The sequence below is a fragment of the Vicinamibacterales bacterium genome (assembly GCA_036496585.1).
Classification (GTDB): Bacteria; Acidobacteriota; Vicinamibacteria; order Vicinamibacterales; family 2-12-FULL-66-21; genus JAICSD01.
Window position 1 is genome coordinate 153934 of record DASXLB010000022.1, and the last position, 14080, is coordinate 168013.

The window sequence follows — 14080 nt, forward strand, 5'->3', positions numbered from 1 at the left end:
GCCTGCGCTCAACGGGACGCGCCGCGAATACGTGCGCTGACCGCAACGTTGAGTACGACGATCGCCGCCATCACGGCGAGCGCGGTCGTCCACGTCGACGGAGACGGCACGCGGAACGAGGGGAGCCACTGATCGGCGCCCCCGCCCAGCAACGCGGACACCACGCGGTTGTGTCCGTCGCCGTGCGGCCAGAGGTCGTGTGGATGCTGCCAGCCGTAGGCAGCGATGATCGCCTGCGGAACCAACAGCAGCAGGATCGCCACGCGCGCTCCGCGGTTCCGCAGCAGGTCCGCGCCGACGAGGGACAGAATCGGCATGAGCGGCACCAGGAAGCGGCACGCCGGCGAGAATCCGGCCCACCACTGTTCGTGGGCCGCGGACGGAATGAACAGCGCCGCAATCGGAGCCAGCCAGAGCAGGCGAGATCGATCGAGCGCGAGCGCTGCCGGCGCGAGGATGCAGACCGGCGCCCACCAGAACAGCCCGTTCTCGCGATCGATCAGCAGGCCGGGTCCGCCATACGCGAATCTCGCCAGCGAGAATGGCGCACCCTCGAGCGTCAACGGTCCGCCGACGCTGCCCCAATAGTGATACGTCCAGGCCGCCAGCACCGCGGAGGGCAGCGCCAGCAGCGCGCCGGCCGCGACCCACTCGACCGCAGACAGACGAGCCATGGTCTGTCGTTTCTGCCACAGCACGACAGCGGCGACGCTCACCGCGTAGAGCAGATACTTGCGGTGGAACCACGGCAGCAGGCCGAGGGCCGCCAGGAGAACCCAGCTCCGGCGCGTCCATCGGGCCGGATCGCTGGTCCACTCGCGAATGCCCCATGCGGTTGCCAACAGCGCGAAGGGCTCTGGAAACACCTCGTAGGCGTTGGCGAGGACCGGCGCCGTCGCCCACAGGGCAAAGACGATGACGGCGGCCGTTGCCGGAGAGTGCGCCCGCTGCAGCAGCGCGGTGAAGGTCGCACTGGCGGCGAGCAGCACGACCGCCATCACGGCGAAGGTCATCAGCGCATACGCGAACAGCCCCCGGTTCATGCGGAATCGGGTCAGCAGGCGTGCCGGTACGCGGGGCGCCACGGTGGTCGCCAGCACGTAGGCGGGCAGCAGCGCGACTGCGACCCCTACATCATGCACGGGCCGCAGCGCGCCATCCCGCGCCGGGACAGCGTGGCGTTCGTGTTGGAGTCCAGCTGCTCCAAAAACCGATCCCTGGTCCTGAGCGTAGTTGTTGCCCAGATCGAAATCGCGGTCGGCCCAGAGGCTCTGCGCGACCATCAGATAGTGTGGCTCGTCGCCGCTATCCGTGTACTTGCCGTGGGTGGTCAGGCTCCAGAAGACGAGGAGCAGCAAGACGAGCAGCAATCGTCGGCACCGCCGCGCCACCATTCGTCGCGATTATAAAGGCACCGGGCCTGCACGCTGTCTGGTCCGTGACGCGGACCAGCGCCCGCCGCGCGCAATAAAAGCGTCCAGCTCCGCGATCGCCGAGGTGGCGCAAAGTCCGCCCCAGGCCGATGGCGCTCCACAACTCCAATCGCTGCCGTGAAATCGGCAGGCATCCGACGCCGCGCCGCACTGGCGCCGCGCTTGCCATAGGAGTCCACGGCCCCGCCACGACTCATCACAAGGTGCCCGAGCCTCTGTGTCTTGTGCGTGTGCCCGGGCGGGGTCGCCACCATCTCTTTCTCTGGAGGAACGTCACATGCGAATCGCTCTCATGCTCCTCGCCGTCGCCGCCATGGCTGTCATGCCGGTCGCCGCCGCGCAGCAGACCAAGACGACCGCGGGCGCACCCGTCAAGGCCTCGCGCGCGAAGGCTGCCCCGGCACCAACCACGCCGGTCAATCTGAATACCGCGACCCAGGCGCAGCTCGAAGCCTTGCCGGGCGTGGGTCCGAAAGCCGCCGAGCGCCTCATCGAGTACCGGAAGCAGAATGGCAGCTTCAAGAAGGTCGAAGATCTGATGAACGTCAAGGGCTTCGGCGAGAAGACGTTCCTGAAACTGAAGCCGATGATCACGGTCGGCGACAGGGCCGCGCCCTCCGGGCCCTCGCTCTAGCAGCCGGCGAGGCCCACGTCGATGGCGCGCAGTTCCGGCGACACACGCCCTGGATTCACCCTCATCGAGCTCTTGTTCTCGATGGCGATCATGGGCACCTTGACGACAATCGCCGTCCCGCAGGGGTTGCGCGCCCTCGACGACTTTCGCACGCGTGCCGCGGCGCGCTACCTGGCGCAGCGTGTGCTGGAGGCTCGGTTCCGATCGATCACGCACTCGGTCACCAGCGGTCTCCGCTTCGAGTCGTCGTCTATCGACTATCTCATCACATCGGTCGAGGACGGCAACGGCAACGGCCTGCGGACGACCGAGATCCTGCGCGGCGTCGATCGCACGATCACTCCGCCGGAGCGGCTCGACGCGCAGTTTTCCGGCGTGGCGTTCGGGATCCTCGACGGTGTTCCGGACGCGGATGGCGGGCCAGCTCCGGGATCCGATGGCGTTCGACTCGGCGTCTCCACGATTCTCTCGCTCAACGCCGACGGCACCGCCACGTCCGGCACGCTCTATGTGCACGGCCGCGGGCGCGCCCAGTACGCCGTGCGCGTGCTCGGCGTGACCGCGCGGGTGCGTGTCCTGAAGTTCGACTTCGTCACCGGCCGGTGGGTCGATGCCTGATCGCCGTCGTGCACCGCGTCGGCGTACGCGCGGTCTCGCCGCCCGCGTTCGGCCCGGCCACCTCGTCCTCGTGCTCGACGTCGGGCCCGGCGGCGCGCTGCTCGAGGGGGTACGTCCACTGCGCCCTGGCGCCGAAGTCGAAGTGCAGTTCGACCTCGGCACGCAGCGCATCCGCGTCGGCGCGACGGTGGTCCGCTGCAGCATTGCGATGCTCGATCCGCACCGGGGCCCCACCTACCGGTCCGGGATCGCCTTCGAGGCCGCGTTCGACTGGACGCGGGAAGACACGACTCAGCGCGGGTATGGAGTGCCCGATCCGCACGACCGCCGTGCGTCACGGGATCACGGGAGCGCGAAATGACCTTGGAAACGTCTGTGCAGCCGGTGGCAAGGGAATTGGAAAGAGCGCCAGCCTCGAACAATGGGGGAGGCGGCATGACACGCAGTGAGAGGCGCGCACCCGAGCGGCGGCGCGGCCTGATGGCTCTGCTCGAATCCGTGGCGGACGTGTTGCCGTCCTGTCGGGAGGCGCGCGCGGTGCGCAACCGCTTCGAGCGCAAGCTGTGCGATCTGCTGCACCTTCGCGAGGTCGAGCTGCGCGACGGGCCGGCGATTCCACACCCGCCGGAGGATGTGCTGTCGCTCGAGGTGCGATCGGGCGAGTTCACGTTGGGCGCCATCGACGCGGTCGTCGATCCCCAGCGCGCGCTCGACGCGTGGGATCGCCAGTTGCTCGACGCGGCGCGGCAGATCGCGTCGCTGGTGCTCACCATCGATCGGGCGCAGCGGGCGGGGATGTTCACGACCGCGGGAGGATATCGGCGCAATGGCGCGGCACCGATCGTGGGCTCGAGTGCAGGCATCCGGGCCGTCCGCGAGCGGATGGAGCGAGTGGCGGCGACGCACTTCACCGTCCTGATCGAGGGGGAGTCAGGGGTTGGGAAGGAACTCGTGGCGCGGCAGATTCACGAACTGTCGCCGCGCCGCGGCGGGCCGTTCGTCGCCGTCAATTGCGCGGCGATTGTCGAGACGCTGCTCGAGGCCGAGCTGTTCGGCATCGAAGAGCGCACGGCGACCGGCGTGCGCGGCCGCCGCGGCAAGTTCGAGCATGCGGACGCCGGGACGCTGTTTCTGGACGAGGTGGGCGATCTGTCTCTGGCGGCGCAGGCCAAGCTGCTGCGCGCCATCCAGGAAATGTCGGTCGAGCGGGTCGGGGCGATCGGCGCACGGCCGATCGATACGCGGATCATCGCCGCCACGAACCAGCCGCTCGCGGAGCTCGTCGATCGGGGCAAGTTCCGGCTCGATCTCTACTACCGCCTCCACGGCGTCGGGATCGTCGTGCCGCCGTTGCGCGAGCGTCCCGAGGATGTGATCGAACTGGCCGAGTACTTCCTCGCGCTGCATCGGGATTTCCGGAAGCTCAGGCTGTCGCAGGCGGCGGCGGATGCGCTCGTGGCGTACCGCTGGCCGGGCAACGTACGCGAACTGCAGCGGGTCATCGAGCACGGGGTGGCGTTGGCGGAAGACGATGCGCTCCGGCTGGAGGATTTGCCACCGTCGGTGCTCGACGGCTATATGCCGGTGTTGCTGCCGTCCGTTCACGCCGTCGACACGATGCGGGCGTGGGGCGCCCGCTATGCGCGGTTGATCTACGAGCGGTGCGGCGAGAACAAGCGCCGGACCTGCCGCGAGCTGGGGATCTCGTATCACACGCTCGTGGCCTATCTCCGCTATCGACCAGATCAACGCCGCGGCATGCCTGCGGCGACTCGTGCCGGGTTGCCTCCGGCCACACACAGCGGCGCAGGCGGGGCGGATGGTCCGCAGAGGTGCGCGCCGGCTCAATCTGGAGGTTTGTAATGGTGAAGAAACTGCTGTTTGCGTGCGTGCTGCTGGCCGGATTCGTCGCGACTCCGCGTCCCGCGATCGCGGGATGCACCACCGATCTGGGTGACTGTTACGGCCGGGCCGCCCGCGTCGACAGCTTCTGGTACCGGTGGGCGACCGGCCTCGACTGCGAGCTCGACTACACCCAGTGCGTCCGCATCAAGCTGGTAGGGGCCTGATGCTGCGCTTCGCCGGCTCGGCGCTGCTGCTGGCGATGACCGTGGGCGCCTGCAAGACCCCCGTGGCCGGGCAGGCGCCCGCTCTGGTCGCACCGGTGCCGATCTTCGGACCGGTCATCGGTTCCGAAGTCATCGCCGGGAGGTCAGACGATGGGGTGGTGACGTTGTTGGCGGGAGGCCTGGATTTGGTGCGAGTGGATGTGGAACGGAGGCGTGTCGAGCGGGTCCGGCTGGCCCTGGCGCCTGGCGAATCGTGTTGGGGGCTGGCGCGGTTGTCGGATGGCACGCTGTGGACCTTGAAAGGCCGACAAGTCGCCGCGCGCCTCTCGGTCACCGGTCGCCTGGCGGAGCAGATTCCGTTGCCGACGCCGCAGTTCGGGATCTTCGCCGCGGGGAACCAGCTGCTCTTTCAGGAGGCCGTGTTCACCGCTCCGTCCCCGGCGCTGACGAGTGGGAGTTCTGGCGCCCCCGCGCGCGTGCCTTGGAGCAGTCTCATGACGAGGCGGTTCGATGGCCTCGCGCGCGCCTCGGCCGCCGCCCTCAACCTGCTCTCGTGCGGAGCGACGCGCGATCGCGAACGCGCGTGCTGGTTTCCCGACGAGCCCGCGGTGAACCTCGTCGATGATGACGGGCACGCACGGCGTGTGACGCTGGCGGGGCTTCGCGTCGTGTCGCCCGAGGTGCTGCTCACGTCCGACAATCCCCCTCGCCCCGTACGCGATGCGTTCGTCACCGAGCATGGGGAAATCTGGGTGCTCAGCAGCGGGGTGCCGCCGCCGGGACATGCCGACACGCCAGGCGGATGGACGCTGGCGCGTTTCGGGAGACGAGGCGAGGTGCTGGGGCAGAGCCGGCTCGCGGAAGCGGCCCGTCTGATTCTTGCTGCGGACTCCCGGAGGGTCGAGCTGCTGCTCGCCAGCGGAAAAGTCGGAGAGGTACCTGCATGGTGAGCTTCTTCTTCGCGCTGCGGCCGTTTCCCGTGTCTGGAGTCGTCGCGCTGGCGGCGGTCACGCTCTATGGCGCGGTGATCGTGGCCTCGAGCCCCGGCGAGCTGGACTCGGCGCTGGGGCTGCTGTTGTTCGTGCAGATGTTCATGGCGTCGAGCGGCTTTCTGATGGCGGCGCATCGCGGTCATTTCGATCCGATGCTCGGGTACGGACGCAGCCGCGCGGCGGCTCTGGCGGTCCAGTGGGGCGCATCGGTCGTTCCGGCCTTGGTGGCATGGCTGGCCCTGGTGTTGGCTGGCTGGGTGGAGGGGAGCGCGGTGGTGCTTTCGGCACTCGCCGGTCGGCGTCTCGCAGCCTTCTTCATCGTTTCGGCCATTGCATGGTCGTGCGGTTTCGCGCTGCCGCGTGGCGCCGCCGGCGCTCTGTGGATGGGTGTGCTCGGCTGGCTGCTGCTCCGTCATCCGGATCTGCTGTCCTGGGCCGGACCGGGTACCTCGGCCCTCGCGGTGACGAGACGGGCGATGTCGATCGTAGCGTGTCCGTTTCTGCTGATCGGTGGTCCGTCCGGCATCGACGCCGCGTCGGTCACTGCCGCGCTGGCCGCGAGCTGTGTGCTCATGCTGACTGTCTGGCGCGCCGGGCGCTGGATCGACGTATACCTCGTGGAGCGAGCGTGACACCGCGCCTCGACGTTGCGGGCGTGTCGAAGGCGTTCGGCCGGCACCGCGTGCTCGACCAGGCATCGGTGCAGGTACGCGCCGGCGAAGCGGTCGGCCTGCTAGGCGCCAACGGCGCCGGAAAGACCACACTGCTGCGTGTCGCCGCCGGGTTGATGCGGCCTGACGCGGGTGGCGTGCGCTGGCTGCCGTCGGAACCGTTCGCCGTGCCGTCTGTACGGTATTTCGGGGGCGAAGGCACGCTGCCGCCAACCATCAGCGCGCGCCGCTGGGCCTCACTCTTCTCGATCGTTGCGGCCGAGCGGCGTGCGATTGGCCGGCTGTCGCGGGGCAGCCGCCAGGGACTCGGGTTGCGGGTCTTTCTGGCCGGCGATCCGACCGATATCGTGCTGCTCGACGAGCCGTGGGAAGGGCTCGACCCGCCGGGAGCCGCATGGCTCACCGACACGCTGCGGCGTTGGCAGCGTGCCGGCTCGGCGATCCTGCTGTCGTCACACCGGCTGTATGACCTCGACTCGATCTGCACGCGATTCGTCATGCTCGAGGACGGGCGGTGCTCGCCGCTCGTCGCCCGCGATGAGCGGCCACGACTCGAGCAGATCCAGCGTGCCTTTGTACGGGGTGGCCGATGATCGCGATGCCGATCGTCTATCACGACGTTCCGGCCGAGGTCTCCACAGTGACGCCGTACGCATGGCGCCAGGGGAGTGCGCCGGTACCGCTGCATGTGGCGGTCGAGCGCGACGGCCGGGACGTCAGGTTCGTGCTGGCCGTCGAATCTCCGATCGTGGTGTTGTTGCAGCGTCCCGATGGCTTGTATTTGCTCGACGGGCCGTTGATTGTCGACCGTCCCCTCGAACGGCGTGTCGACGGCAATTGGCGGCGCTCGGTCGTTGGATCGACCGCCGGAGTGACGGCGGCGGCTGCGCCGCTCACCTGGATCAGCGCTGATGGCATCGGGGGAGTGTGGCCCGCGTGCTGGTGGACGTCTCCATCGCGGTGGGAGTGCATGGGCCTGCCGCTCGACGCGGCCGGCGTCGTGACGGCGATTCAGGATGGGTGGCTGCTGGCGGCTCCGGTCAGTGGAAATGCCGTGCCCACCCTGCGTGCGTCAGCGTGGGGCCGGCTTGCCGTCGTCTCCGACCGCGACGGGGGACTGCCACCGCGCCTTCGCTTCACCGCGGCCGAGCCGCAGACGCCGCCGCAGCGCGCCAGGGCCGTGCGCCTCGAGACGAGACAGCTCGATCTCAAGGTCTTCCCCCTTTCGCCTGGCGTCTTCTGGCTCGCGGGAGGGTCGTCACCGCCCGATTCGTGGCTCGAAGTCCGCAGTGTGCGATCGGGGCCGCAGTTTCTCTCGCTGGACGAGGTCGCCAGGGACACGCCGCTGTCGCCGTTGCGCGTCGTGCTCGAAGCGCGGAGAGATGTCGATGCGGTCGTGGCGTCGAATCGCGGGGATCCGATTCCTGGCGCACTTGTCACCTTGTTTCGGCTGATCGATCGTCAGCCCGAGATCGTGACGCCGGGACAGCCGCCGCCACGCCGCGTGCTTGCGGGTGAATGGACGACTGCTTCGGATGGCAAAGTCGTGGTCGAGAGCGCTGGCGAGGCGGACTACGAGATCGTCGCGTGGCATCCGCAGTTCGGGCGCACCTCGCTGCGGCTCCGTCCTGGTGTGACGGCCGTGAGCATTCGGCTGCAGCCAGCCGGCGTGGCCGGTGGCCGCGTCCTCTCCGGCGGTCGGCCGGCCGCCGGCGTCGACGTGATCAGCGCGCCCGACCCGTCGGCATATGCGGCGGCCACTGATCCGATCGAAGTGAAGGGAGGAGAAGCCCGCACCGGTTCGGATGGTCGATTCGCCGTCGCGTTGGCACCGGACGGTGGAGGGGAACTGCGTATCGGCGGCGCCGGCTTCCCCACAGTGCGGGTGCCGCTGCCGCGGGCGCCGCTCCCCTTGATCGAGCTCGGCGACATCGAGCTCGGTCGTCCGATCGCTGTCTCGATCGCGCTCGATCAGGAGACCAGCTGCGACCTCAAGGCGGCGGGGCCGGTCGGGCGATCGGGGTTGCAGATTGTTGCCGCGTCGCGCACCGGGCCGGGTCTGTTCTCGATGGTCCTGCCCGAGGAAGGGACCTGGGAGTTCGTCTTGATCTGCGGCCGTGAGGAGCGGTCCCTCGTCCCGTCGATCCTGACGGTTTCGGCGCGCGACGGCCCCCGTGACCTGCGCCTGAGCGTTCGATGACGGAGGGGCCCTGGTGGAGGGTGGGCGCCCGCTTGTCGAAATCGGTCGTCGCATAGTACCTTTGAAGGCTTGAACGCCCTCAAGAAGACTCCGCTCCACGCCCGTCATCGCTCTCTCGGCGCCCGCATGGTCGAGTTCGGCGGCTGGGACATGCCGGTCGAGTACAGCGGCATCGTCGACGAGCACATGGCGGTGCGGACACGCGCCGGTTTGTTCGACGTGTCCCACATGGGGGAGATCGAGGTTGCCGGCGCCAACGCGCTCGACGCCGTCCAGCACATCACTTCTAACGACGCCTCGCGGCTCGCCGTCAATCAGATCCAGTACTCAGCGCTGACCACCCCGCAGGGGACGTTCGTCGACGACGTGCTGACCTACAAGTTGGCGGACGACCATTTCATGCTCGTCGTCAACGCGTCCAACATCGTCAAGGACTTCCACTGGATTACCGAGCATGTCCGCGAGGTCGGCGGCGATGCCGTGGCTGTCAACACCAGCTCGCGCTACGCCCTCGTGGCGCTGCAGGGGCCGGTGGCCAGAGAAGTGCTGCAGTCGCTGACTGGCGTCGATCTCGCGGCGCTCAAGTACTACTGGTTTGCGACCGGTGAAGTGGCCGGCGTCCGCGTGACGATCTCGCGCACGGGCTACACCGGTGAGGACGGGTTCGAGGTATTCGCGCCGCCCAACGCCGCCGAGCGGGTGTGGGATGCCATCCTCCAGGCAGGGAAACCGGCCGGAGTGCTGCCGGCCGGGCTCGGCGCGCGAGACACGCTGCGCCTGGAAGCCGCGATGCGCCTCTACGGCAACGACATGGACGAGACGACCACGGTCGTAGAAGCGGATCTCGGTTGGATCGTCGGGTGGAAGAAGCCCGAGTTCCTCGGCGCCGGCGTGCTCAGGCAGCAGAAGGCCGAAGGCGCCCCGCGGCGGCTCGTCGGGTTCGAGATGCTGGAACGCGCGATCGCGCGGCACGGCCACGACGTCTACGCCGACGGCGTGAAGGCCGGCGTGGTCACGAGCGGTACGCAGACGCCGTTTCTGAAGAAGGCGATCGGCATGGCCTATCTGCCGGTCGATCGCACGCAGCCCGGAACGGAATTCGAAGTGGACATCCGCGGCCGCCGCGCCAGAGCGGCCGTGGTTTCGATGCCCTTTTACAAGCGAGCAAAGTGATGGCTTACCCGACCGATCTCCAGTACACGAAGGATCACGAGTGGATTCGCCTGGGTGCTCCCGGCAAGGACGAAGCCCAGGTCGGCATCACCGACTACGCCCAGAAGCAGCTCGGCGACGTCGTCTATGTCGAGCTGCCGCAGATCGGCCGCACGCTGAAGAAGGGTGAAGTCTTCGGCACGATCGAATCGGTGAAAGCGGTCTCGGAGCTGTATAGCCCGGTCGGCGGCGAGGTCACACAGGTCAACGCGGCGCTCGTGCAGAATCCCGAGCAGGTCAACAAGGATCCTCACGGCTCGTGGATGATTGCCATGAAAGTGAGCGGCGATCAGAACGATCTGATCGACGCGGCCGCGTATACGGATCTGACGAAGTGAGCACGAACGCGGACCCCGGATCCAGGACATCGGACCTCGACACGTTTCAGCGGCGACACATCGGACCCGACGCGGCGCAGCAGGACGAGATGCTGCGCGCGATCGGCGTGCCCTCGCTCGACGCGCTCATCGAACAGACGATTCCGGCCGGCATCCGTTTCGCCAGGCGCCTGAGCCTGCCGCCTGCCGAGAGCGAAGCCGGCTATCTGCGGCGTTTGCGGCATGTCGCGGCGAGGAACCGCGTGACGCGGTCCTATATCGGCATGGGCTACTACGACACGCACACCCCCGCCGTAATCCTGCGCAACATCTTCGAGAATCCCGGCTGGTACACTCCCTACACTCCGTACCAGGCGGAAATCGCCCAGGGCCGCCTCGAGTCGCTGCTCAACTTCCAGACGGTCGTCGCCGATCTCACCGGCATGGAGATCGCGTCGGCCTCACTCCTCGACGAGGGCACGGCGGCCGCCGAGGCGATGGGGATGTTCCATCGGGTCAACGCGAAGAAGGCGCCGGCCGGACAGCCGAGCGTGTTCTTCGTCTCGTCGCGCACGTTCCCCCAGACGATCGACGTGCTGCGCGGACGGGCGCTGCCGCTCGACATCACGCTTGAGATCGGCGATCCGGAGACGTGTGCCTTCGACAAGGCGTTCGGCCTTCTCCTGCAGTATCCCGACGATCACGGCGAGGTACGGGACCTCGAACCGATCATCAAGCGGGCGCACGCCGCTGGAGTGCTCGTCGCGGTCGCGAGTGATCTGATGGCGCTGACGCTGCTGGTGCCGCCCGGCGAAATGGGAGCCGACGCGGTCGTCGGCAACTCGCAGCGCTTCGGCGTGCCGCTCGGCTACGGTGGTCCGCACGCGGCGTTCTTCGCCACCCGCGAGTCGTTCGTGCGGCAGGCGCCGGGCCGGATCATCGGGGTGTCGGTCGACGCGCGCGGCAGGCGCGCCTACCGGATGGCGCTGGCGACGCGCGAGCAGCACATCCGCCGCGAGAAGGCGACGTCGAACATCTGCACGGCCCAGGCGCTCCTCGCCAATATGGCGGCGATGTATGCGGTCTTCCACGGGCCGAAAGGGCTGCGCGCGATCGGTGAGCGGATTCACGGCATGGCTCGAGCTGTGGAAGACGGGCTCGTCGCGGCGGGCCTGCGGCAGACGAACGCGGCCTATTTCGACACGCTGCGCATCGACGGGGCGACGCCCACCGCGGTGCGCGCCGCCGCCGAGTCCGCCGGCCTCGACTTCCGGTATACCGGGGACGGCGCGATCGGCATCTCGGTCGACGAAACGACCACAATCGAAGACGTCGCCGACATCGTCGCGTGCTTCACGGCCGGCAACCGCCCGCTCTACCGCGCCGGCGCGCCGCCGATGATCAAGGCGCCGGTGCACCTGCGCCGGACGAGCGCTTACCTGACGCATCCGGTCTTCCAGTCGCATCACTCCGAGACCGAGATGATGCGCTACATCCGCAGCCTCGAGCGGCGGGACGTCGGGCTCGACACGTCGATGATCCCGCTCGGTTCCTGCACCATGAAACTGAACGCGGCCGCCGAGATGCTGCCGGTCACCTGGCCTGAGTTCAGCCGGATGCACCCATTTGCGCCGACCGGCCACGCGCAGGGGTACGCCGACGTGTTCCGCGATCTGGAAGCGGCGCTCTGCGAGGTGACCGGGTTCACCGGCTTCTCGCTGCAGCCGAACTCGGGTGCGCAGGGGGAGTTCGCCGGCCTGATGGTGATCCGCGCCTACCATCGCGACCGAGGCGACGCGCAGCGCGACATCGTACTCATTCCTGCCTCGGCACACGGCACGAACCCGGCGAGCGCGACGATGGCCGGGATGCGGGTGGTGGTGGTGGCGTGCGACGAGCACGGCTACATCGAGCTCGACGACCTGCGCGCCAAGGCCCAGCAGCACGCGGCGGCGCTGGCGGCGCTGATGGTCACCTATCCGTCGACCTACGGCATCTTCGAAGAGCGCATCCGCGAGATGTGCGCCATCGTCCACGAGTACGGCGGACAGGTCTACATGGACGGCGCCAACATGAACGCCCAGGTTGGGCTGACCAGCCCGGCGTCGATCGGCGCCGATGTCTGCCACTTGAACCTGCACAAGACGTTCGCCATCCCGCATGGCGGCGGCGGGCCCGGAATGGGGCCGATCGGCGTCGCGAGCCATTTGACGCCGTACCTGCCGGGCCACGCCGTGGTCACGGTCGGCGGCCCGAAGGCGATCCCGGCGATCTCGGCGGCGCCGTGGGGAAGCGCGAGCATCCTGTTGATCTCCTACGGTTACGTCCGGATGCTCGGCGCGGACGGCATGACCGAGGCGACGCGTGTCGCGATTCTCAACGCCAACTACATCAAGGCGCGCCTCGAGGGACATTACGACGTGCTCTTCGCGAACCACAACGGCCGCGTCGCGCACGAGATGATCTTCGACCTGCGTCCGTTCAAGCATGGCGCCGTGCCGGTCGACGAACAGGATGTGGCGAAGCGGCTGATGGACTACGGCTTCCACGCGCCGACCGTCTCGTTCCCGGTCGCCGGCACCATGATGATCGAGCCGACCGAGAGCGAGCCGAAGGGAGAGATCGATCGCTTCTGCGACGCGCTGATCGCGATCCACGGCGAGATCGCGGCGATCGTCGAAGGACGCGCCGACGCGCGGAACAACGTGCTCAAGAACGCGCCGCACACCGTCGACATGGTCGTGGCCGACGTCTGGGACCATCCCTATTCCCGGGAGCAGGCGGCGTTCCCGCTGCCGTTCGTCCGCGAGCACAAGGTGTGGCCGTCGGTCGCACGGATCGACAATCCGTACGGCGACCGCAATCTAATCTGCTCGTGCCCGCCGATGGACGCGTACGAGTCCGCCGCGACACGCTGACGGCCGCGTCGCATGAAGACCAGGAGATGAGGCCGGCGCCCGACGGTTGGCTGGACAGCCGGCTCAGGCCTGACGCGCCAGCGCGCGGGTGAGTTCCTGCGCACGCTGCTGGTAGAGCGCGGTGAGCTTCTTCGTCACCGGCCCCACACGACCGTCGCCGACCGGGCGGCCGTCGACACTGACGACCGGCGACAGCTCGCGCGTCGTCGAGGTGATGAACATCTCGTCGGCGGTCTCGAGATCCTTCGGCACCAGCGTCTCTTCACGCACGTCGATGCCGAGCTCGCGCCCCAGCTCGAACAGGAACGCGCGCGTCACCCCTTCCAGCAAGCCCGATTCCGACGTCGGTGTCAACGCGGCGCCGCCGCGCACCAGGAAGAAGTTCGACTGCGAGCACTCGCTCAGCTCGCCGCGGTAGTTGCACATCAGCGCTTCTTCGGCGCCGGCGCGATACGCCGCCTGCATGGCGAGCGCGTTGTTCATCAGATTGTTCGACTTGATGATCGGGTTGACCGATCGCGGATGGTTGCGCAGCATGTCGACGAGCGCCACGCGGATGCCCTCGTCGTAGACGCGCGCCGGGTACGGCTCGAACGGCTTGACGATGATCACCGTCGTCGGAGTAGGCGTCGATCGGAGATCGTAGGTGAGGTCTCCGACTCCGCGCGTGTGCAGCACGCGGATGTACGCCTCGCGCAGATCGCCGGCGGCGCCGACGGTCTGGTCGATCCAGGAGAGCAGCGCCGGATCGTCGAACGGCACGCCGAGCGCGAGCCGCTCCGCCGACTGGCGAAGCCGGCGCATGTGCCGGTCGTACAGGAACGGTACGCGGTTGTAGGTGCGCATCGTCTCGTAGACGCCTTCGCCGTAGACGAAGCCATGATCGTAGACGGGCACGACCGCCTGGTCGGCGGAAGTGATCCGGCCGTTGACATAGACTGCTCCGCGCATCGCAAGATCGTAGCACTGTCGGTTGGCAGGTGGCGGCAGGCCGTTGGCAGTAGACTTCACTTGTG

14 protein-coding genes are annotated in these 14080 nt (G+C 68.2%); 12 read left to right on the forward strand and 2 right to left on the reverse strand.

Annotation, left to right across the window (positions count from 1 at the left end):
* Positions 1-8: 8 nt before the first annotated feature.
* Positions 9-1394, reverse strand: coding sequence for a hypothetical protein (locus VGI12_07505; GenBank protein HEY2432505.1), 1386 nt, complete (start codon positions 1392-1394; stop codon positions 9-11).
* 331 nt (positions 1395-1725) lie between these two features.
* Between VGI12_07505 and VGI12_07510 the strand changes: the two genes are divergently transcribed.
* The 12 genes from VGI12_07510 (at position 1726) to gcvP (ending at position 13064) form a co-directional block, all read left to right on the forward strand.
* Complete coding sequence (locus tag VGI12_07510) at positions 1726-2067, forward strand: helix-hairpin-helix domain-containing protein (protein HEY2432506.1); 342 nt, start codon at positions 1726-1728, stop codon at positions 2065-2067.
* A 21-nt stretch (positions 2068-2088) separates the two neighbouring features.
* Positions 2089-2685: a type II secretion system protein gene (locus tag VGI12_07515; protein HEY2432507.1), complete on the forward strand. Its 597-nt coding sequence runs from the start codon at positions 2089-2091 to the stop codon at positions 2683-2685.
* Entirely contained in the window at positions 2678-3046 is a 369-nt protein-coding gene (locus tag VGI12_07520; protein HEY2432508.1) for a PilZ domain-containing protein, read from the forward strand. The genes VGI12_07515 and VGI12_07520 overlap by 8 nt, the downstream gene beginning before the upstream one ends.
* A 74-nt stretch (positions 3047-3120) precedes the next feature.
* On the forward strand, positions 3121-4548 hold the full coding sequence (locus tag VGI12_07525; GenBank protein HEY2432509.1) for a sigma 54-interacting transcriptional regulator: 1428 nt from the start codon (positions 3121-3123) through the stop codon (positions 4546-4548).
* The gene (locus tag VGI12_07530; GenBank protein ID HEY2432510.1) at positions 4548-4754 is read left to right on the forward strand and encodes a hypothetical protein; all 207 of its coding nucleotides are present in this window, start codon (positions 4548-4550) and stop codon (positions 4752-4754) included. The genes VGI12_07525 and VGI12_07530 overlap by 1 nt, the downstream gene beginning before the upstream one ends.
* On the forward strand, positions 4754-5704 hold the full coding sequence (locus VGI12_07535; protein HEY2432511.1) for a hypothetical protein: 951 nt from the start codon (positions 4754-4756) through the stop codon (positions 5702-5704). Before VGI12_07530 ends, VGI12_07535 begins: the two co-directional genes overlap by 1 nt.
* Entirely contained in the window at positions 5698-6378 is a 681-nt protein-coding gene (locus VGI12_07540; GenBank protein ID HEY2432512.1) for a hypothetical protein, read from the forward strand. The genes VGI12_07535 and VGI12_07540 overlap by 7 nt, the downstream gene beginning before the upstream one ends.
* On the forward strand, positions 6375-7010 hold the full coding sequence (locus VGI12_07545; GenBank protein HEY2432513.1) for an ATP-binding cassette domain-containing protein: 636 nt from the start codon (positions 6375-6377) through the stop codon (positions 7008-7010). The genes VGI12_07540 and VGI12_07545 overlap by 4 nt, the downstream gene beginning before the upstream one ends.
* A complete protein-coding gene (locus VGI12_07550) occupies positions 7007-8617 on the forward strand; it encodes a hypothetical protein (protein HEY2432514.1) in 1611 nt (536 codons plus the stop codon). The genes VGI12_07545 and VGI12_07550 overlap by 4 nt, the downstream gene beginning before the upstream one ends.
* Positions 8618-8686: 69 nt before the next feature.
* Entirely contained in the window at positions 8687-9790 is a 1104-nt protein-coding gene (gcvT, locus tag VGI12_07555) for a glycine cleavage system aminomethyltransferase GcvT (protein HEY2432515.1), read from the forward strand.
* Positions 9790-10167, forward strand: a complete 378-nt coding sequence (gene gcvH / locus VGI12_07560; GenBank protein HEY2432516.1) for a glycine cleavage system protein GcvH — start codon at positions 9790-9792, stop codon at positions 10165-10167. The genes gcvT and gcvH overlap by 1 nt, the downstream gene beginning before the upstream one ends.
* Positions 10164-13064 (forward strand): aminomethyl-transferring glycine dehydrogenase, encoded by a 2901-nt coding sequence (gene gcvP / locus VGI12_07565; GenBank protein HEY2432517.1) that lies wholly within the window; start codon positions 10164-10166, stop codon positions 13062-13064. Before gcvH ends, gcvP begins: the two co-directional genes overlap by 4 nt.
* 63 nt (positions 13065-13127) lie before the next feature.
* Here gcvP and VGI12_07570 read toward each other — a convergent pair whose 3' ends face one another.
* The gene (locus tag VGI12_07570; protein HEY2432518.1) at positions 13128-14015 is read right to left on the reverse strand and encodes an aminotransferase class IV; all 888 of its coding nucleotides are present in this window, start codon (positions 14013-14015) and stop codon (positions 13128-13130) included.
* Between the last annotated feature and the right edge of the window lie 65 nt (positions 14016-14080).